The 19,774-nt window shown below is 66.3% G+C and carries 19 protein-coding genes; 9 read left to right on the forward strand and 10 right to left on the reverse strand.

All coding sequences use genetic code 11. The features are described 5' to 3' along the window. Positions 1–78 precede the first annotated feature (78 nt). The 6 genes from IEJ03_RS12215 to IEJ03_RS12240 form a co-directional block, all read right to left on the reverse strand. Positions 79–300 carry a hypothetical protein gene (locus tag IEJ03_RS12215; RefSeq protein WP_192035124.1) on the reverse strand — a complete coding sequence of 74 codons (222 nt, stop codon included), beginning with the start codon at positions 298–300 and terminating at the stop codon, positions 79–81. A gap of 140 nt (positions 301–440) precedes the next feature. Beyond that, entirely contained in the window at positions 441–1,094 is a 654-nt protein-coding gene (locus IEJ03_RS12220) for a DUF938 domain-containing protein (RefSeq protein ID WP_202884372.1), read from the reverse strand. Between the two features lie 10 nt (positions 1,095–1,104). Next, a complete protein-coding gene (locus tag IEJ03_RS12225; protein ID WP_192035126.1) occupies positions 1,105–1,797 on the reverse strand; it encodes an alpha/beta fold hydrolase in 693 nt (230 codons plus the stop codon). A gap of 136 nt (positions 1,798–1,933) precedes the next feature. Continuing rightward, positions 1,934–3,703, reverse strand: coding sequence for an SLC13 family permease (locus IEJ03_RS12230; protein WP_192035127.1), 1,770 nt, complete (start codon positions 3,701–3,703; stop codon positions 1,934–1,936). 337 nt (positions 3,704–4,040) lie between these two features. After that, positions 4,041–4,247: a cold-shock protein gene (locus IEJ03_RS12235; RefSeq protein ID WP_092527699.1), complete on the reverse strand. Its 207-nt coding sequence runs from the start codon at positions 4,245–4,247 to the stop codon at positions 4,041–4,043. A 160-nt stretch (positions 4,248–4,407) separates the two neighbouring features. Further along, positions 4,408–6,279: a L,D-transpeptidase family protein gene (locus tag IEJ03_RS12240; RefSeq protein ID WP_242457958.1), complete on the reverse strand. Its 1,872-nt coding sequence runs from the start codon at positions 6,277–6,279 to the stop codon at positions 4,408–4,410. A 275-nt stretch (positions 6,280–6,554) separates the two neighbouring features. Here IEJ03_RS12240 and IEJ03_RS12245 point away from each other — a divergent pair, with 275 nt between their 5' ends. Together IEJ03_RS12245 and IEJ03_RS12250 are read left to right on the forward strand one after the other, a co-directional pair. Then, the gene (locus IEJ03_RS12245) at positions 6,555–7,328 is read left to right on the forward strand and encodes a murein L,D-transpeptidase catalytic domain family protein (RefSeq protein WP_192035128.1); all 774 of its coding nucleotides are present in this window, start codon (positions 6,555–6,557) and stop codon (positions 7,326–7,328) included. Continuing rightward, the gene (locus IEJ03_RS12250) at positions 7,328–7,687 is read left to right on the forward strand and encodes a DUF6164 family protein (RefSeq protein ID WP_192035129.1); all 360 of its coding nucleotides are present in this window, start codon (positions 7,328–7,330) and stop codon (positions 7,685–7,687) included. Before IEJ03_RS12245 ends, IEJ03_RS12250 begins: the two co-directional genes overlap by 1 nt. A 36-nt stretch (positions 7,688–7,723) precedes the next feature. Here IEJ03_RS12250 and IEJ03_RS12255 read toward each other — a convergent pair whose 3' ends face one another. Then, complete coding sequence (locus IEJ03_RS12255) at positions 7,724–9,400, reverse strand: GMC oxidoreductase (RefSeq protein WP_192035130.1); 1,677 nt, start codon at positions 9,398–9,400, stop codon at positions 7,724–7,726. A 109-nt stretch (positions 9,401–9,509) separates the two neighbouring features. Continuing rightward, complete coding sequence (locus IEJ03_RS12260) at positions 9,510–11,021, reverse strand: CoA-acylating methylmalonate-semialdehyde dehydrogenase (RefSeq protein WP_192035131.1); 1,512 nt, start codon at positions 11,019–11,021, stop codon at positions 9,510–9,512. Between the two features lie 184 nt (positions 11,022–11,205). On the opposite strand from IEJ03_RS12260, the gene IEJ03_RS12265 reads away from it, so the two are divergent. The 7 genes from IEJ03_RS12265 (at position 11,206) to sstT (ending at position 17,707) form a co-directional block, all read left to right on the forward strand. Then, a complete protein-coding gene (locus tag IEJ03_RS12265; RefSeq protein ID WP_192035132.1) occupies positions 11,206–12,111 on the forward strand; it encodes a LysR family transcriptional regulator in 906 nt (301 codons plus the stop codon). A gap of 155 nt (positions 12,112–12,266) precedes the next feature. After that, entirely contained in the window at positions 12,267–13,937 is a 1,671-nt protein-coding gene (locus IEJ03_RS12270; protein WP_192035133.1) for an FMN-binding glutamate synthase family protein, read from the forward strand. An 81-nt stretch (positions 13,938–14,018) separates the two neighbouring features. After that, entirely contained in the window at positions 14,019–14,345 is a 327-nt protein-coding gene (locus IEJ03_RS12275) for a YnfA family protein (protein WP_192035134.1), read from the forward strand. A 296-nt stretch (positions 14,346–14,641) separates the two neighbouring features. Beyond that, entirely contained in the window at positions 14,642–14,845 is a 204-nt protein-coding gene (locus tag IEJ03_RS12280) for a cold-shock protein (protein ID WP_092527654.1), read from the forward strand. Positions 14,846–15,151: 306 nt separating this feature from the next. Beyond that, positions 15,152–15,754 carry a gamma-glutamylcyclotransferase gene (locus IEJ03_RS12285; protein WP_192035135.1) on the forward strand — a complete coding sequence of 201 codons (603 nt, stop codon included), beginning with the start codon at positions 15,152–15,154 and terminating at the stop codon, positions 15,752–15,754. 90 nt (positions 15,755–15,844) lie between these two features. Next, a complete protein-coding gene (locus IEJ03_RS12290; protein WP_192035136.1) occupies positions 15,845–16,255 on the forward strand; it encodes a gamma-glutamylcyclotransferase in 411 nt (136 codons plus the stop codon). A gap of 225 nt (positions 16,256–16,480) precedes the next feature. Further along, positions 16,481–17,707 carry a serine/threonine transporter SstT gene (gene sstT / locus IEJ03_RS12295; protein WP_192035137.1) on the forward strand — a complete coding sequence of 409 codons (1,227 nt, stop codon included), beginning with the start codon at positions 16,481–16,483 and terminating at the stop codon, positions 17,705–17,707. Between the two features lie 89 nt (positions 17,708–17,796). On the opposite strand, the gene IEJ03_RS12300 is transcribed toward sstT, so the two are convergent. Together IEJ03_RS12300 and IEJ03_RS12305 are read right to left on the reverse strand one after the other, a co-directional pair. Beyond that, positions 17,797–19,017: a pyridoxal phosphate-dependent aminotransferase gene (locus tag IEJ03_RS12300; protein ID WP_192035138.1), complete on the reverse strand. Its 1,221-nt coding sequence runs from the start codon at positions 19,015–19,017 to the stop codon at positions 17,797–17,799. A gap of 10 nt (positions 19,018–19,027) precedes the next feature. After that, positions 19,028–19,654 (reverse strand): TetR family transcriptional regulator C-terminal domain-containing protein, encoded by a 627-nt coding sequence (locus IEJ03_RS12305; protein WP_242457959.1) that lies wholly within the window; start codon positions 19,652–19,654, stop codon positions 19,028–19,030. Between the last annotated feature and the right edge of the window lie 120 nt (positions 19,655–19,774).

Raw genomic sequence — 19,774 nt, forward strand, 5'->3', positions numbered from 1 at the left:
CCCCTGACACGACGACGCCCGCCATTCGGCGGGCGTCTTGCATCGAGTGTCTTGCGCTGGGCAAGGATACCGGCCGCTTCAGCGTTGCCGGTTGGCGGCTGCCTCGAGCAGCGCCTCACTGTCGCTGCCCGCTCCCTGACGAATGATCTCCTCTGCCTCGTGATAGAGGCACACCGCCGTGTTGCAGGAGGCACAGAACACCTTGTCATCGGGGTTGTGCACCTGGGATACCCGCATGCGGTGGCTAGCGCAGTTGGGGCAGCCTACCGGCAGGCGAAAGTCTTCGGATAGATCGGTCATGCGCGTCTCCTGTGCAGAACTCGGGTCGTCCTCCACCGATAGTCTGGGCAATCCGCCGAGAGTTCAAGCCGGCCGAGGCTTGTATCAGAGCCGATACAAGCCTCGGCAAGAGAACGAGCAACAGGAGTGTGTGAACTTCGCTAGGGCTTTCGCAGAACCACGCTCAGGTTGTTGGCCGGCATCTCGACGACCCTCACCGGTGACAGCCCCCGAGCCTCGGCGCAGGCCATCACCGCCTCCAGGTCGCGGATGCCCCAGCGCGGATCACGCGACCTGAGCGAGGCATCGAAGGCCGCATTGCTGGGCGCCGTGTGCTCGCCACCGCGCCGGAAGGGACCGTAGAGAAACAGCACACCCCCCACCGGTAGCCGCGCTGCCGCCTCCACCATCAGCGCCTCGGTCACCGCCCAGGGGGAGATGTGCAGAAGATTGATGGCCACCAGGGCACCGATGTCACCCACCGGCCAAGGGCTTCGCGTCACATCCAGCGCCACCGGCTCGGCCAGGTTCGCTGGGCCCTCGACGGCCCGCCAGGCACGGATCGAAGCCAGTGCGTCCACGCTCGGGTCGCTCGGCTGCCAATCAAGCCAGGGCAGCGCCCGAGAGAAGTACAGCGCATGCTCGCCGCTTCCGCTGGCCAGCTCCAGCACCCGCAGGCGAGCATCGCTGCTCACGCTCAGAGCCTCGCTCAGGGCCTCGCTCAGGGCCTCGCGCAGCGCCGGCTCGAGCACCTCGAGGAGCGGGGCACGGTTGCGTGCCACCGCCGGGCTCGACAGACGAGGATCAACGCTCATGTCGCTTCCCTCAGGCCTTGCCCGCTGTGTCCGCATCCTCGCCCAGACGCTCACCCAGCCAGGTGCCGATCCGGGCGATCTGCTGCGGGCAGATTGCATGCTGCATCGGATAGCTGCGATAGGTCAGCGGGTGGCCCATGGCCTCGGCGCGTTCGGCGCCTTCCCGGCCCAGGGCCTCCGGCACCACCGGATCGAAGGTGCCGTGATGGACCTCGATAGGTAGATCCCGGTTGGCGTCGCCGGGCACGATCGAGTCCGCGGTGGCAAAGTAGGTCGACAGGGCCAGCAGGCCTCCGAGTGGCTTCGGGTAGGTCAATGCCGCTTCATAGGCCACGGCGCCACCCTGGGAGAAGCCGGCGAGGATGATGCGGCGGCTGTCGATGCCGCGGGCGATCTCGGCATCGATCAATTCATGCACGCGCTTCGCGGAAGCACGCAGCTGCGTCTCGTCGACCCGGCGGCCGAGGTTCATCTCGAGGATGTCGTACCAGGCCGGCATCTGCATGCCACCGTTGATGGTGACCGGCAGACGGGGGGCATGGGGCAGCACCGTGCGCAGGGCGACGCTGTCGGGCAGGACAAAGGCCGGCACCAGGGGCGCCAGGTCATGACCGTCGGCGCCCAGGCCATGCAGGAGGATGAGGCTGGCATTGGCCGGGCGACCGCCGGCGGGATCGATCACGTGCTCGGAGGGGGTACTCATCGGGGCGGGTCCTTGCAGGGAAAAACGTTGCCGCTACCCTACCGCAGCCGCCCCGCCACGGCGAGCGCAGACACTTGTCAGACAGGGCTTAGAAATACCAGGGCCTAGAAGGACCAGCACTTTTAAGGACCAGCGCCTAGAAGGACCAGATTTGCGGAATCAGCCCCAGCGCCACCGCGGCGGTAATCAGGTTGAGTGGCCCGCCGACCCGCAGGTAATCCCGAAAGGAGTAGCCGCCGGGCCCATAGACCATCAGATTGGTCTGATAGCCGATCGGCGTGATGAAGCTCGCCGAAGCAGCGAACATCACCGCGATCACGTAGGGCATGGGGCTCACCCCCAGGTTCTCGGCCGCCGCGGTAACAATGGGAAAGGTGATCACCGCCGCGGCATTGTTGGTGACCAGTGCGGTGAGCAGGGCCACCAGTCCATAGACACCGACCAGCAGCAGCCAGGGACTGGCATCCGCCAGCCCCAGGGCGGCGCCGGCCAGCGCCGTGGCGGCCCCCGAGCTCTCCAGGGCCGCGCCGAGGCCGAAGGAGGCCGCAATGGTCAGCAGTACCTGGGTATCCATGCCCCGCTTGGCGGCGCCCACCGAGCAGCAGCCGGTGATCACGGCCAGCGCAGCCCCCAGCATGGCGGCGTTGAGCATGCTCAGCACGCCGAAGGTCGCCAGTGCCACCACGCCCCCGAGAATGCTCCAGGCGAGCCAGGCCTTCTCGTGCACCGGCCGTGCCTGACCGTTGACCTGGCTGATCAGCAGGAAGTCCCGCGACTGGCGGTGGCGCTCGATGAACGGCGGGCGGGCCTCGAGCAGCAGCACATCGGCAGGCTGCAGGCGGATCTGACCGAGGTTGCCGGCAACCCGCTCCCCGCGCCGGCAGACCGCCAGCACGGCCGCCCCATAGAGGGTGCGAAAGTGCCCCTCGCGGATCCGCTGGCCGACGAACTGACACTGGTCGGAAACCACCACCTCGACCAGCCGGCGCTCCTTGTAGTCCTTCTCGAGGCTCAGCTCGCCCTGACGGGATGGCATCAGGCCACGGATCTGCTGCAGTTCCACCGCGCCCGCCGAGGTGCCGGCGAACACCAGGCGGTCGCTGCCCTTGAGGATCTCCCCCGGCCCCACCACGCTGACCACGTTGCCACCGCGTTCGATCTCGACCAGGAACAGGTCCTCGAGATGACGCAGGCCGGCCTGCTCGACGCTCATGTCGACCAGCGGCCCTGCGGGATCGACTTCCATCTCGATGGTGAACTCCCGCGGGTTCTCGAAGGCCTGGGCGGTGCCGCTGCCCCGCGGCAGCAGATGACGTCCCACCAGTACCAGATAGACCACCCCGACCACTGCCATCGGCACCCCGACCCAGGCGATGTCGAAGAGCCCCAGGGTCAGCTCGGGGTAACGCTCACCGAGCAGGCCGTTGACCACCAGGTTGGTGCTGGTGCCGAGCAGCGACACGGTGCCGCCGAGGATCGAGGCGAAGCTCAGCGGCATCAGGAAGCGCGAAGCCGGCAGGCGGATGCGTCGGCTCCAGCCCAGCACGGCGGGGATGTAGGTCGCGACCACCGGGGTGTTGTTGAGGAAGCCGCTCATCGCCGCCACCGGCACCAGCAACCGCCACTGAGCGGCGCCTTCGCTTGCCGGCCGACCCAGGCCATGGCGGATGATCAGGTCGATGCCACCGGTCTCGCGGATGCTGGCCACCAGCACGTACATGAAAGCCACCGTGAACAGGCCACTGCTGGAGAAGCCCGCCAGCGCCTGCTCGGGGCCGATGACCCCAAAGGTCATCAGCACCACCACCGCACCCATAAGAATCATGTCGGTGCCGATCCGGGTCAGCGCCATCAGCGGAAAGACGGCAACCACCACGGCCACGGCAAGCCAGGCATCCAGAGACATCGACCACCCACCAGGAAAACCGAAAAAGTGGTCTATTGTGACGTCTCACGAATATAGCGAAAAGTTATTTGTAGAAATTTCGTTATTCCCATATGAACCATCGGCATCAGGGATGCCTGGGGCGATAAGACGAGATGAGCGGAAGGCCGAAGCATAGGGAGTAGACATGGGGGAGGAGACAGGAAACGGCGATGCCCGAGAGTCGGCAGGGAGGCCCTGGAGGGGCGCGGGACGAGCGGCGACACCGGGGCTCAGAAACGCACAAGGCCCGCCGGGGGCGGGCCTTGTGGTGACTACACGACTAGCAGGCTAGCGGTAGCGCATCAGGGTCGACGGTTCAGTCGATGACCTTGATGTTGGAAGCCTGGAGGCCTTTCTTGCCCTGGGTGACGTCGAAGGAAACCTTCTGGCCGTCCTGCAGGGTCTTGAAGCCGTCAGCCTGAATCTCGGAGAAGTGCGCGAACAGGTCGTCGCCGTTGTCTTCCGGAGAGATGAAGCCGTAGCCCTTGGTGTCGTTGAACCACTTAACTGTGCCAGTTGCCATTGTCGAAGTCCTCGAATAGCTGATGATGAACCGGGAGTTACCCGAAGCGAGTGGGCAAAACAAGTACGAATCACCAGACTACCGAAGCACTTGCAAAGGTTTCGGGTGCTACTGACCAACTGCATCTTGCCAACCACTAATTTGAACTATGCATGCGCCGCTAGGGCGCGTCAAACAAATTATCGGCCCCTTTTTTCTCCAGCGCGGCGCGCACCATGGCGTCCCGCCGATAGACGTCGGGACGGAAGGAAAGGCCCCCGCCGGCGGCGGGATGAACCGTCGAATAAAACAGGAACACGGGCACCGGAGTTCTAAGGCTTACGTTGTGAGTGCCCGCTCTCGCGAGGGCATATTGCAGTCGTTCGGCGCCGAACGGCTCACCCTCGGTGACGCGATCGTCCTCGAACAAAAGTCGTACCAGCTCCCGCACCCCCTCGACGCGAATGCAGCCCGAACTGAAGGAGCGCTGAGCACGCGCGAATAGCGAACGCGACGGCGTGTCATGCAGATAGACCAGGTGGCGGTTGGGAAAGCGGATCACCACCTCGCCGAGAGGGTTCGACGGTCCGGCACGCTGCTGAATCATGATCGGCCCCGGCCGCCACCAGTCCACCTGCCAGGGGGCGAGAGAACGGCCCTGGCGGTCCAGCACACGCATGTCGTGGCGGACCAGATAGAAGGGATCACGCCGGATGGCGGGCAGCACATCCTCGCGCAGGATGGTCGGCGGCACCGTCCAGGTGGGATGAAAGGTCATATGGGTAATCGCCGAACGCAGGGTCGGGGTGCTGCGGTAGGGCCTTCCGACCACCACCCGGGAGATCCAGGCCGGTCGATCGGGCCGCACGTAGCGCACCTCATAGCCGGCGATATCCACCAGCACATAGCGCTCGGGGAGGGCATGGGACAGCCAGCGCAGCCGCTCGAGGTTGAGGCGAATCTGCGCGATGCGCTCGCTCACGCCGACACTCAACGCCGCCCGGGTCAGGGGGCCCACCACGCCGTCCACCTCCAGCAGGTGCCGGCGCTGGAAGCGCTTCACGGCCGCCACCAGCCGCTCGTCATAGACCTGGTCGGCGCGCGGTTCTTCGCCCTGCCCTGCCCCCTTAACCACGTCCTGCCACCGGACGCCCGACGCCTGGGTAAGATCCGGCGTCCCGGCCGTGGCAACGGACGCCTGCATCAGCAATTCCAGCTCGCCGAGCGCCGCCAGGCGACGGCGCAATGCGACCACCTCCGGCCCGCGATCCCCCGGGCGCAGCACTCCCGAGTCCGCCACCAGCGGCGCCCAGCCACCGGCCGTCTGCAGCATCCGATAGCGCGCCAGGCCCTCGCGGAGCTGCCGGTAGGCCAGCTGGTCCGGGCGCACGCGCTCGAGCGCCGCGGCGGGATCCCCAGCCGCCACGGCGCTGGCGATCGCCGCCCAGTCCGGTTGGAAGCCCGGACGCGGAATCTCCCAGTCCGCATCGATGCGAGCGGGGTCGACCTTGCCGTGGTACAGGTGTCGGAGCGCCAACAGCAGTCGCTGGGTGGCGGCGAGCTCGACCTGCCAGTGTGACGCCGGGGTGGTGGCCTCCTCATGGGCCTCGCGGTACTCGGACAACAGGGCCACCGGCCGGTAGTCGTCGGCGACCAGGCCATCGGCCTCGAGCCCCTCAAGGGCCGATGCCAGCGCCTCGACCCGCGCCGCCTCCGACCAGGCCTCGCGAAAACCGAAGGCCACATAGAAGCGCAACAGGTCGGCGCCGAGAGGCAGCGTCTCGCTGGCGGCTCGCACGTAAGCCTCGAAAGGCGACAGGGACGGTGCCGCCGGCAGCGAGGGATCGACCGCCGCGGTGGACGATACTGTGCCCCCGGCCGCAAGGGACTCGGCGTTAGCGGCCTCGGCCTCGGCCTGTGCCCAGGAGCCCGAGGCGGCGCAGAGTAGCCAGAGCCCCAGCACTAGCCACACCCCCCGCATGCTCCATCCCCCCGGCAGGGCGCGGGAAAACCGGCGAGCCTGTCGGCCGGGCCTGTCGATGACATCTCGCATGAACCGCCCTCCCCTTCTATCGGTGCATTCGCCGCTGCCATGGTGACGGTGGCCCCGTCCGCGGCGATCCCCCTGATGGGGCGTCGCCCCTTCTCGTGCATGAACGAGACGACAAGGGCGCCGAACCGCCACCGCTTGTTCAGCGTTTGGCGATCACGTTTCCTCTCGTCATAATAGCCGCTGTCTTCGTGGAGGCCGCATCACAGGGCCTTTTCCGCTAATTTAAGGATTCATCACCCACCGGCGCTATCGCCTGTGGAAGGAGCCTTTTTGCCATGCCGACGAGCCCGTCTCGCCAGTCTCATGGACGTCATCCGTTTTTCCCCGCTTCACCGCTCTCTGTTGCCCTTGGCCTCGCCACCCTGACGCTGGCGACACCTGCCCTGGCAGCGCCACTCCCCGAAACCCTAGAACAGCTGGCCCCCGAGGCCTCGCCCAAGGTACTGGAACTGGCGGCTCAGGCGCTGGCCTGTGCCGATCCCGACGCCGAGCGCCTGGCGGTCATCGACTTCTCGCGTTCCGCCAACGAGAAACGCCTATGGGTCTTCGATCTGGAGGCCGAGCGACTGCTGTTCGAGGAGCTGGTCTCCCATGGCCAGGGCACCGGCGAGGAATATGCCCGCAGCTTCTCCAACACCCCGGACAGCCACCAGTCGAGCCTGGGGCTCTTTCGCACCAAGAACAGTTACCACGGCAGCAACGGCTATTCGCTGCGCCTGGAGGGACTGGAGCCCGGCATCAACGACCTGGCCTATGAGCGTGCCATCGTCATGCACGGGGCCGACTACGTGAGTGAGGACTTCATCGAGGCCAATGGCCGCCTGGGCCGCAGCTGGGGCTGCCCGGCCGTGCCTGCCGACGTGGCCAAGCCGCTGATCGACAGCCTGGAAGACGAGCAGTACCTGTTCGCCTACTACCCGGATCAGGAATGGCTCGAGAGCTCCAACTACCTGGCCTGCCAGGCCGCCCAGGCCATTCGCGAGGCGAGCGACAGCGACGAGCGGGCGGTGGCCATGCAGAGTGATGGCGGGCACGAGGGCGACAGCTGATGGCCGCCCTGCTCTTCCACCTGCGTGACGTGCCCGACGAGGAAGCCGAGGCTGTGCGTGAACTGCTCGCCGAGCACGACCTGGAGGTCTACGAGACCGAGGCGGGCCGCTGGAGACTCGCCGTGCCGGCGCTGTGGCTGGTCGACGAGTCACGCTTCAAGGAGGCCCGCTCACTGATCGACACCTACCAGCAAGAGCTTCACGCGCGCATGCATCGGGAACATGCCGAGGCCCGCGCCCGGGGCGAGGCCCCGGGCCTGTGGGATCAGCTGCGCCAGCACCCCATGGCGGTGCTGGTCACCCTGATCGCGCTTGGCCTGATGCTAGGCCTCAGCCTGCTGCCCTTCCTGACTCTCTAGGCGGGCGCAAGGCCCCTTCCTCTAACGCCGAGACACTCAGGGCCGCGGATGGTGTTCGGTGAGGATCCAGCCCGCTGCCTTCTCGGCGATCATCAGGGTCGGCGAGTTGGTATTGCCGCTGGTGATGGTCGGCATGATGCTGGCATCGACGACGCGCAGGCCCTGGACGCCTCTCACACGAAGATGCGAGTCCACCACCGCCATGGGATCATCGTCGCGCCCCATCTTGGCGGTGCCCACCGGATGGAAGATGGTGGTGCCGATATCGCCGGCCAGCCGTGCCAGATCGTCATCGCTCTGGTACTGCGCCCCCGGCTTGACTTCCTCCGGGGCGTACTTGGCGAAAGCCGGCTGAGCGGCGATGTGTCGCGTGACCCGCAGTGAATCCGCAGCGACCTGGCGATCCTCCGGCGTGCTCAGGTAATTGGGGGAGATGGCCGGCGCCTTCCTGGGGTCGCGACTCTTGATGCGCACCGTGCCCCGGCTGGTCGGGTTGAGGTTGCACACGCTCGCCGTGATCGCCGGAAAGTCATGCAGCGGCTGGCCGAAGGCCTCGAGGCTCAGCGGCTGAACGTGATACTCGAGATTGGGATGCTCGTAGTCTCTCGAGCTGCGCGTGAAGACACACAGCTGGGACGGCGCCATGCTCATGGGTCCGGTCCGCTTCAGGGCATATTCCAGGCCGATCTTGGCCTTGCCCACCAGAGAGTTGGCCATGGTGTTGAGGGTCTTGGCGCCCTTGACCCTGTAGACCGAACGAATCTGCAGGTGATCCTGCAGGTTCTCGCCCACGCCGGGCAGATCGGCCACCACGGGGATCTCGTGCTCGGAAAGCAGCGCCGCCGGGCCCACGCCCGAGACCTGCAGCAGCTGCGGCGAGCCGATGGCGCCGGCGGAGAGCACCACCTCGCGGCGGGCCGTCGCCACGACCTCCTCTCCCGCGCGCTCGGCCTTCACCCCACAACAGCGGGGCTCACCACCCTCGTCTGTCGAGAAGTCGAGTCCCAGCACCTGGGTGGAATGCCAGACCGTCAGGTTGCCGCGCTGCTCGACGCCCCGCAGGAAGGCCTTGGAGGTGTTCCAGCGCCAGCCCGAGCGCTGGTTGACCTCGAAATAGTCCACCCCCTCGTTGTCGCCGCGGTTGAAGTCGCGGGTCCGGGGGATGCCGGCCTCCACGGCCGCGGTGGCGAAATCATCCAGCACCTGCCACTTCAGGCGCTGCTTCTCGATGCGCCACTCGCCGCCATGGCCGTGGAAGTCCCGGTGAGCGGCATCGGCATCGCCCCCTTCATCCAGGCGATGATGATCCTCATGCTTCATGAAGTCGGGCAGGCAGTTCTCCCAGCGCCAGGCATCGTCACCGGTCAACTCGGCCCAGCCGTCGTAATCGCGGGACTGGCCACGCAGATAGAGCATGCCGTTGATGCTGGAGCAGCCGCCGAGGGTCTTGCCCCGCGGATAGATCAGCGAGCGACCGTTCAAGCCGGGATCGGGCTCGGTACGGAAACGCCAGTCGGTGCGCGGATTGTTGATGCAGTAGAGGTAGCCCACCGGAATGTGGATCCAGTGATAGTTATCACGACCACCGGCCTCGATCAGCAGCACCCGGTTGGCCGGGTCCGCACTGAGGCGGTTGGCGAGCAGGCAACCGGCGGTGCCGGCGCCCACCACGATATAGTCGAAGGCATGGGTGTTGTTGGTATGATCAGCCATGGCGTGCTCTCGCTGGGCATGCCGGCTCGCCCGCCAGCCAGCGGGCGGTCTTCGATCGGGGGAGTTCCCCCGATCGGCCGGCATACCGGTCGGTCAGTGGAGGGAGGGGTTATTTGGCCGTCGGCATGGCGAACTCGGCGCCCGCGTCGATGGAATCCGACCAGCGCTGCATGATCGACTTCTGCTTGGTGTAGAAGCGCACCCCCTCCTCGCCATAGGCGTGGGTGTCGCCGAACATCGAACGCTTCCAGCCGCCGAAGCCGTGCCAGGCCATGGGCACCGGGATCGGCACGTTGATGCCCACCATTCCGACCTGAATGCGCCGACCGAACTCGCGGGCCACGCTGCCGCTCTCGGTGAAGCAGCTGACGCCGTTGCCGAACTCGTGATCGTTGATCAGCTGGATGGCGGTGGCGACGTCCGGCACTCGCACACAGGCCAGTACCGGCCCGAAGATCTCCTCGCGGTAGATGGTCATCTCCGGCGTGACGTGGTCGAACAGGGTGCCGCCCATCCAGAAGCCGTCGGCGCAGCCCTCGCCGGTGGTAGCCGGGTCGAAGTCACGACCATCGACCACCATCTCGGCGCCCTCGGCCACGCCCTTCTCGATGTAGCCATTGATCCGCTGATGCGCCTGAGCGGTGACGATGGGCCCCATCTCGGCATCGAGCTCCAGGCCATTCTTGATCTTCAGCTCGCGGGCCCGCTCGGCCAGGCGCGGCACGATCTCGTCGGCCACATCTCCGACCAGCACCGCCACGCTGATCGCCATGCAGCGCTCGCCGGCGGAGCCATAGGCCGCGCCGATCAGGGCGTCGACGGCCTTGTCCAGGTTGGCATCGGGCATCACCACCATGTGGTTCTTGGCGCCACCCAGCGCCTGGATGCGCTTGCCGTTTCGCGCCCCCCGCTCGTAGATCAGGTTGGCGATCGGGGTGGAGCCGACGAAGGACAGCGCCTTGACGTCGGGGTGGTCGATCAGCGCCTCCACCGAGTCCTTGTCGCCCTGCACCACGTTGAAGACGCCATCCGGCAGCCCGGCCTGCTTGAGCAGGTCGGCGATCATCAGCGAGGCGCTGGGATCCAGCGGGCTGGGCTTGAGCACGAAGCTGTTCCCGGCAGCGATCGCCAGCGGGAACATCCACATCGGCACCATCACCGGGAAGTTGAACGGGGTGATGCCGGCGACCACACCCAGCGGCTGACGGGTCGTCCAGTTGTCGATACCGGTGCTGACCTGCTCGGTGTAGTCGCCCTTGAGCAGTTGCGGAATGCCGCAGGCAAACTCGACGATATCGATGCCGCGCGCCACCTCGCCCTGAGCATCGGTGAACACCTTGCCGTGCTCCCGAGTGATGGCTTCGGCCAGCTCGTCCTTGTGAACATTCAGCAGCTCGAGGAACTTGAACATCACCCGCGCACGGCGAATCGCCGGCGTATCGGCCCAGGCGGGGAAGGCGGCCTGAGCGGCGGCCACGGCGCTGTCCACGTCCGCCTGGGAGGCCAACGCGACCCGGGCGGTCACCTGGCCGGTGGCCGGGTTGGTGACGTCCTGGTGGCGATCGGCTCCGCCATTCGTCTTATGGCCATTGATATAATGCTCGATGCGCTGAATGGTCATGTCTGCCTCTCGTCTCATGTTGCACTGCACACTGGAGAGCCCATGCTGCTGGGCCAAGTGGCTTCCAAACTAGCGCACGGCAGCGGGGAATCAATTGAGAAAGCCAAAAGCGAGGTATAAGATTTTCATATATCTCGTCGCTCACTTCAGCGCCCATCGCGGCGACCATTCGAGGGGAGGCCTCATGCATGACCTCAAGGCGTTGCGTGCCTTCGTGGCCGTGGCCCATCAGGGCAGCGTGTCACGCGCCGCCGAGGCGCTGCACCTGACCCAGCCCGCCGTCAGTCTCAAGCTCAAGCAGCTGCAGGAGACCCTCGGCCTCACGCTGTTCCAGCGCCATGCTCAGGGACTCGCGCTGACCGCCGATGGCCACGCCCTGTTGCCGGCCGCCGAGTCGGCGCTGGCCGCGCTGCAGGCCTTCGATGTCAGCGCCCAGTCGATGCATGACACCCTGCGCGGACGCCTGCGCATCGGCACCATCGTCGACCCGGAATTCATCCGTCTCGGCGCCGTCCTGCATCAGCTGGTGCAGCGGGTGCCCCAGGTCGAGACCGAGCTGCATCACGGCACCAGCGGATTCGTGCTCGATTCTTTGCTGCGCCGCGAGCTGGATGTCGGTTTCTACCTCGAGTCACCCGGCCAGCCGCCGCCCCTCGATGACGGAGCGCCGGCGGTGGAGCTGCTCGAGCTGACGCACTTCCACTATCACGTCATCGCCCCGGCGGGCTGGTCCTCGCGACTGAACCGCACCGACTGGCCGAGCCTCGCCACCCTGCCCTGGATCGTCACCCCGCCGCGCTCCGTCCATCACCGTCTGCTGGCCCAGCAGCTCGCACCCCGTGGTCTCACGCCGCACCGCGTCGCCCAGGTCGATCAGGAGGCCTGCATGCTCGACCTGGTGCGAGCAGGCGTCGGCTTGGCGCTGGCTCGCGACACCACCGCCCTCCAGGAGCGCCAGGAGCGCGGCCTGGTGATCGCCGACGGCATCCGCCTGCCCTGCGCACTGAGCATCATCTGGCTCGAGGAGCGGCGCGACGAGCCGGTAATCGCCGCCGTGCGCGCCGTGATCGACGATATCTGGGCGCCCTAGCCCAAAACCCGAAGCCCGAAGCCGGGCCGCCCGGGCGGCCGCTATCACGGCACCGGAAAAGGGGCATAGGGCGCGGGGCGACATTGACAGCGCGAAGGCCGCCGCGTGCAATGCCACACGCCCGTTCTTCGCACCACCGCTCAGGAGCCTCGCCCATGCCCGCCCTCTCGACCCGCCTGACCGCCTGGCGCCGCGGCCTGCGCAGCGTGTCCCGCTACACCGCCTACGGTGTGAGCCTCGCCGGCCTGATCGCAAGCCTCATCCTGATGACCGTCAGCCCTGCCTGGGGCTGGGCAGCGCTGGGCTTCGCCGCCCTGGTGGCGCTGGGTACCCATGACCTTCGCCAGCGCCGGCGCACGGTGAGCCGCAACTACCCGATCCTCGCCCACCTGCGCTACGGCCTGGAGGCGATCGGCCCGGAGATCCGCCAGTACTTCATCCAGGCGGATACCGAGCCGCGGCCCTTTTCCCGGGAGCAGCGCGAGGCGGTCTACCAGCGCGCCAAGAACGTCTCCGACAAGAAACCCTTCGGTACGCTGCACGATGTCTATGCACCGGGCTATGAATGGGTCAATCCGTCGCTGGCCCCCGCGCCACTGGCCGGCCACGACTTTCGGGTGACCATCGGCGCCGGACGCGCCAAGCCCTATGCCGCCAGCGTGTTCAACATCTCGGCGATGAGCTTCGGCTCGCTGTCGGGCCATGCCATCGAGGCCCTGAACCGCGGCGCGGCCCGCGGCGGCTTCTATCACGACACCGGCGAGGGGGCGATCTCGCCCTACCACCGACACGGCGGCGATCTGGTATGGGAGATCGGTTCGGGCTACTTCGGCTGTCGCACCCCCGAGGGGCAGTTCAGCGAGGAGCGCTTCATCGAGGGTGCCACCCTCGAACAGGTCAAGATGATCGAGATCAAGCTCAGCCAGGGCGCCAAGCCCGGCCATGGCGGTATCCTGCCCGGCGCCAAGGTCACCGCCGAGATCGCCTCGACCCGCGGCGTGCCGGCGGGCGAGGACGTAATCTCCCCCGCCGCCCACTCCGCCTTCACCACGCCCCGCGAGCTGATCGCCTTCATCGTGCGCCTGCGCGAGCTGTCCGGCGGCAAGCCGGTCGGCATCAAGCTCGCCATCGGCCACCCCTGGGAATGGTTCGGCCTGGTCAAGGCGATGCTCGCCACCGGCGAGCACCCGGACTTCATCGTCGTCGACGGCGGCGAGGGCGGCACCGGGGCGGCACCGCTCGAGTTCATCAACCGCCTGGGCATGCCGCTCACCGAGGCGCTGCTGCTGGTCCACAACACCCTGGTCGGTGTGAACCTGCGCGAGTCGATCAAACTCGGCGCCGCCGGCAAGTTGATTTCAGCCTTCGATATCGCCCGCACCATCGCGCTGGGCGCCGACTGGTGCAACGCCGCCCGCGGCTACATGTTCGCGCTGGGCTGCATCCAGGCCCGCACCTGTCACACCGACCGCTGCCCCAGTGGCGTGGCCACCCAGGATCCGCGGCGCAGCGCCCACCTGGACGTGGCCGACAAGAGCACGCGGGTCTATCACTTCCACGACAACACCCTGAAGGCGCTCGCCGAGATGCTCGCCGCGTCCGGCCTCCACGACCCCACTGAACTCGGCCCCGAGCACATCCTGCACCGCTGCTCGGCCCACGAGATCCGCGCCTTCGACCGCCTCCATCACTACCTGGCGCCGGGTGCCCTGCTCGACGGCCCACCCGAGCACGAGGTGTTCGCACACTACTGGGCACAGGCCAGCGCCGACGCCTTCCAGCCCCCGGCCGCCGAAGCCGCCAGGCGCACTACCAAGCTGCGCTAACGACGGCGCCCGCACCACCGCCTAATCGTTCACCGGCGCTGACGGCATCACGACTGACCTCATCCGCACAGGAGCCCTTGCATGCCGACCCCGCTGCTCTACGTGGCCGCCGCCCTGGCCGAGATCGCCGGCTGCTTCGCCTTCTGGGCATGGTGGCGTCTGGACAAGCCGCTCGGCTGGCTGCTGCCGGGCATCTTGAGCCTGGCGCTGTTCGCTTGGCTGCTGAGCCTCACCGACGCCGACTACGCCGGGCGTGCCTACGCCGCCTATGGGGGCGTCTATATCGCCACCTCGCTGGCCTGGCTGTGGCTGGTCGAGCAACGCGCCCCGGACCGCTGGGACCTGATCGGCGCCAGCCTGTGCCTCATCGGCGCGGGAGTAATCCTGCTGGGGCCCAGAGGCACCTGACCCAGAGGCAAATGATCACGCCATACCAGCGCGTGCCTCCTGATGGCCGTCACAAGCGGCCCTGGCGCCGGTTCCAGAGGATCCGAGCCCCCTCGAACGAAATGACATGCGAAAATAGTGTTGACCCGAAGGCCGCAACATGGAAAGATGCATCTCAGTTGGTTAGCAAGTTGAATATAGTCAGTTGTAATCGAAGTCCTTCGGTAGCCCTGGTGTATATCTCCTTTGTTTTACCCACTATTCATCGGGTATCACCCGGCAATCGCAAGAGCGCTTTTAGCGCAAGGATATTGAAAATGGCAACTGGCACAGTTAAGTGGTTCAACGACACTAAAGGTTTCGGCTTCATTTCTCCGGCAGACGGTGGCGACGACCTGTTCGCACACTTCTCCGAGATCCAGGCAGAAGGCTTCAAGTCTCTGCAGGACGGCCAGGAAGTTTCCTTTGACGTCACCCAGGGCAAGAAAGGCCTGCAGGCGTCAAACATCAAGGCCATCTAATCTCCGACTAACCGTCGAGATTTGAAAGCCTCTCGAACCGCAAGGTTTGAGACTCAAGGCCCGCTTCGGCGGGCCTTGTTGCGTTTGGGCATTATGCCCAGCCGCTCCCCCCCGGCCGGTGACACCTGGCTCTTCTTGAGCCCCCTCGTTACAGCTCTTCAATACAGCAGTCCTTCCTCGTTGCAACCTCTCGCCTTCCCCCCTGGCGAAGTTCCCTAGCGTTGAGTCCGACCTGCGCATCGCGTTCAGCCACCACCAGAGCGAATGCTAGAATCGAGTCCTCGGCGTGACGACACCAGGATGCCCATGACGATCGATACCACCCACCTCAACCAGCAGATGACCCACTTCGACGATCACCAGGAGATCTGGCTGTTCGGCTATGGCTCACTGATCTGGAAGGCCGACTTTCCCTACCTGGAGCGTCGCCCGGCGCATATCCGCGGCTGGGTACGCCGCTTCTGGCAGGGCTCACACGACCACCGCGGCACCCCCGAGGCCCCCGGCCGCGTGGCCACCCTGGTGCGCGAGCCAGGCGCCGTCTGCCACGGCATGGCCTACCGCATCACCCCGGAGACGCTGGGCCCGCTGGATGTGCGCGAGAAGAATGGCTACCTGCGCGTGGTCACCGAGCTGCACTTCGATGATGGCCCTGACGATGCAGATTCCCGTGACGGTACAGCCAGTGCGTCCGCCGAGGGCCTGGTGTATCTCGCCACCGAGGATAACGCCGCCTTCCTGGGCGATGCGCCCCATGACGCCATCGCCCAGCAGATCGCCAAGGCCCACGGTGAAAGTGGCCCCAACCGGGACTATCTGCTCAACCTCGCCACAGCGCTCGAACGCCTCGGCCACCACGACGAGCATGTGATCTCGCTGGCCAGCCACTTAAGCGGCGAGGCCTCCTAAGCGCTGACTGGAACTTAGCGCCGTCCTGCCGAGTGAGACCGCCTCGCAGTGACGCGTGCGCTCCATGCAAACCCGACCCTCAGGTGAGCCATGCATGCTCCTGCTCTCGCGATCCAATACACGCCGCTGGTCGCCGTCTATGGCACCCTGAAACGTGGCCTGCGCAATCATCACTGGCTGCACGGTGCCGAGTTCGTCGGCGAAGACACCCTCACTACCGCCACCCTCTACGACCTGGGCCCCTATCCCGGCGCCCGGCTCGAGCCCTCCCGGGGAATCACGATCGAGGTCTTCCGGGTCGATAGCCGCTGCCTGGCCGGACTCGACCGGCTGGAGGATTATCGCGTGTGCGCACCGAGCACCGGCACCTACGACCGGACCATGCACGACACCGCCTTCGGGCCGGCCTGGCTCTATCTCTACAACCTGGACGTTGCCGGCTACCCCGTCATCCGCAAAGGCGGCTGGCCGGCTGAGCGGAAAGGCGAGCCCCGCGACTGATTCCCGCGACTGATTCCCGCGACTGATTCCCGCGACTGATTCCCGCGACGGACTCACGACGCCCTCCCTCGCAGACCGGCGGACGAGCGCCGACGCGGCGGCGGCGAGGATGATAGAATACCGCGCCCGTTTGGCCCGGCGCGGCTGGCAGGTGGATACAATCGCGCCGCGCACTCCTGGCTTCAGCGTGCATCCCACGATCCCGAACTACCCAAGAGACGCGTCATGATCGCAACCGTTAACACCCTCTTCCGCCCCCTGCAGCGGATAGGGCTGATCGCCCAGATCGCCATCGGCATCGTCTGCGGCGCCCTGCTGGCTTCCTACTCGCCCGACCTCGCCCAATCGGCCTCGCTGTTAGGACAAGTCTTCATCTCCGCCCTCAAGGCCGTGGCGCCGATACTGGTCTTCGTGCTGGTCACGGCCGCCATCGCCAGCCACCGGCGCGGCCAGCCCACGCACATCCGCGGCGTGCTGGTGCTCTACCTGATCGGCACCCTGATCGCCGCCCTGGTGGCCGTCGCCGCGAGCTTCGCCTTCCCGACCAGCCTGGCGCTGAATGCGCCCCAGGCCAGCGGCAACCCGCCCGGCGGCGTCGATGAGATCCTCAAGAACCTGGTGCTGAGTGCCGTCGCCAACCCGGTCAGCGCGCTGATGGAGGCCAACTTCATCGCCATCCTGGTCTGGGCGGCCGGCCTCGGCCTGACCCTGCGCCAGGCAAGCGAAAGCACCCGCACCCTGCTCGCCGATCTTGCCGAAGCCGTCTCGCAGATCATCCGCCTGGTGATCCGCCTCGCCCCGCTCGGTATCTTCGGCCTGGTGGCCGGCACCCTGGCCACCGCAGGCCTCGGTGCGCTGCTCGACTACGGCCACCTGCTGCTGGTGATCGTCGGCTGCATGCTGTTCGTGGCGCTGGTCACCAACCCGCTGATCGTGTTCGCCAAGACCCGCCGCAACCCCTACCCGCTGGTCTTTGCCTGCCTGCGCGGCAGTGCCATCACCGCCTTCTTCACCCGCAGCTCGGCGGCCAACATCCCGGTCAACCTGGAGCTGTGCAAGCGCCTCAAGCTGCACGCTGACACCTACTCGATCTCGATCCCGCTGGGCGCCACCATCAACATGTCCGGTGCGGCGATCACCATCACCGTGATCACCCTGTCCGCCGCTCATACCCTGGGCATCAGCGTCGACTTCGCCACCGCCCTGCTGCTGTGCATCGTCTCGGCACTGGCCGCCTGCGGCGTCTCCGGCGTGGCCGGCGGCTCGCTGCTGATCATTCCCATGGCCGCCAACCTGTTCGGCATCTCCACCGACGTGGCGATGCAGGTGGTGGCGATCGGCTTCGTGATCAGCGTGGTACAGGATTCCACCGAAACGGCACTCAACTCCTCCACCGACGTGCTGTTCACCGCCGCCGCCTGCCAGGCCGACGGCAGCACCGAGCGCGACTGACCCCTCCCCCGCGTCCAGCGCCCGTTCTGGAACGAAAAAGCCCGCCATGGCAGACGCCATGGCGGGCTAACAAGTGAAGCAAGCCGCCATCAGGCGAGACTGTCGGCCTCGGTTTGCTTAGTCTTACCTTCCAAGCCTTGACCTTCCAGGCTCTGACACAGCGCCGCCATCCTCTCGACCGCTTGCATCAGCACCTCATCCGGCACCGTCAGCGCCACCCGAATCAGGGTCGTGGCGCTATCACCGAAGGAGGCGCCCGGCATCACCGCCACCCCTTGTTCCTCCAGCAGACGCCAGGCGAAGGCCTCGCCGTCCAGGCCGGTCTTCGAGACATCGATCATCAGGAACATGCCGCCCTGAGGCAGGCTCGAGGACAGCGCCGGCAGCCGCTCGACGGCTTCATGCAAAAGCGCGGCGCGACGCCCCAAGGCCTCTCGCAGGCGCTCGGCGGTATCGAAGTGCTGACGCAGGGCTGCCTCGGTCATGTCGGCGATGAACGGCTGATTGCCAAACAGCATCGTTTCCGAGATCGGCAGCAGCCGACGCGAGAACTCCACCGGGCCGATCGACCAGCCACTGCGGAAACCGGTAGCGGCATGGCTCTTGGAGATCGAGGACACCACCACGGTACGCTCACGCAGAGCCTCGATTTCCAGCGGCGAGACGAAGTCACCGTCAAAGATCAGCGCCTCGTAGACCTCGTCGCAGAGAATCCACAGATCGTGCTGGATACACAGCTCGCCCAGCTGTTCCAGGGTCTGGCGATCCAACACCGCGCCGGTGGGATTGTGGGGTGTATTGAGCATGAGCACCCGGCTTTGCGGGGTGATGGCAGCGGCCAGGTCGTCGGGCTGCATGATGAAGTCATGCGCCATGCGCAGCGGTACCGGCTGCAGGTGCGCCCCTGCCGCGCGAATCACCCCTTCATAGGTGGCGTAGTAGGGATCGCCGGTCAGCACGCCGTCGCCTTCACCGGCCAGCGCCAGGATCACCGCGAAGAGCGCGGTCTGGGTGCCGGGAAAGCACAGCACGTTTTCCTCGTCGATGCCGGGAAAGCGAGGCGCATAGGTGTCGATCAGTGCATCCACCAGGCCCGGCTCGCCACGCCCGTTGGAATAGCGCGTGCGGCCGGCCCGCAGGGCGTCGATACAGTGCTCGACCAGGGCCGGGTCAGTGGTGATATCCGGCTCGCCGATGCTCAGCTCGATGAGTGCTTCGCCCTTGGCCTGACGCTCCCTGGCGGCATTGTGCACCGCCCATTTGTCGCCGCCGAGATCATACAGACGATCGGTGATCGATGCATAGCGCATGAGACTTGTCCTATTGGTTGTCGGGAGGAGGTGACTGGTCACCGTTGGCGAGATGCTGGGCGAGAGTATTGTCGGGCAACCCGAGGATGCCCTCCGCCGCACTCAGCGCGATCCCCGGCAGCCGGCGCGCATCATAAAGCCCGTGCCCCAGCCCCCCTTCCAGCCACAGGCCATCAATCAGCGCGTTCAGCGCGATGGCGTAGTGCTGGCAAGTGACGGGGTCCGCCGGTCGCGCAGACGCCATAAGCAGCGGGTGAATCAGCGTTTCCAGCAGGGTCAGGAATTCGCGATAACTTTCACGGTGAATGTCGGCGTATTCCGGCTCGGTTCGCACGCGACCGATGAAGGTGGCCCACAGCGCCACCTTGCGGGGCGACAGGTTGGGCGCCGTCACGTTGGCGACGATGAAGCGGGCCAAACGCTGCTCGGGGGCCCCGCCGCCCTTCTCGGCGGATTCCGCGGCTTCACCGGTCAGCTGCCCGATCAGGTAACCATAGGCGGCACTCACCATCGCATCCTTGGAGCCGAAGTAATGACGGATCAGCCCCGCCGTAACTCCCGCTCTCTCGGCCACACGACGCGCACTAGCGCCGTTCATGCCGTGCTCGGCCACACAGTCCAGAGTGGCTTCGAGCAAACTGCGTCGCCGTGCATCCATGGACCACCGCTGAAATGATTTCCTGCTCATAGTCCCCATCGTTTCCGGTCAGAAGAATCCGCCTCGGCGCAGTCACTTTGCCAAGGCCACCTCGCTAAG

The organism is Halomonas sp. YLGW01 (assembly GCF_014840935.1).
Lineage (GTDB): Bacteria > Pseudomonadota > Gammaproteobacteria > Pseudomonadales > Halomonadaceae > Onishia.